This window comes from Prescottella defluvii (genome assembly GCF_000738775.1).
GTDB classification, from domain to species: Bacteria; Actinomycetota; Actinomycetes; order Mycobacteriales; family Mycobacteriaceae; genus Prescottella; species Prescottella defluvii.
Map to the genome: position 1 here is coordinate 1 of NZ_JPOC01000082.1, position 233 is coordinate 233.

Annotated in this window: 1 protein-coding gene; it reads left to right on the forward strand. The window is 66.5% G+C overall.

All coding sequences use genetic code 11. From position 1 onward, the window contains the following. The coding region (locus tag IJ15_RS0123195) for a YebC/PmpR family DNA-binding transcriptional regulator (RefSeq protein ID WP_031940712.1) at nucleotides 1–233 on the forward strand (233 nt) is incomplete at both ends.

Here is a 233-nt window from a genome sequence, read left to right on the forward strand (position 1 = left end):
GGAGATCGTGCTCGAGGCCGGTGCCGAGGAGATCAACGATCTCGGCGACACCTTCGAGATCGTGTGCGAGGCCGGGGATCTGATCCCTGTACGGACCGCGCTGGTCGACGCCGGTGTCGACTACGAGTCGGCCGATCCGGACTTCCGGGCGTCGGTCGAGGTCCCGGTCGACGCCGAGGGTGCTCGCAAGGTCTTCAAGTTGGTCGACGCCCTCGAGGAATCCGACGACGTCC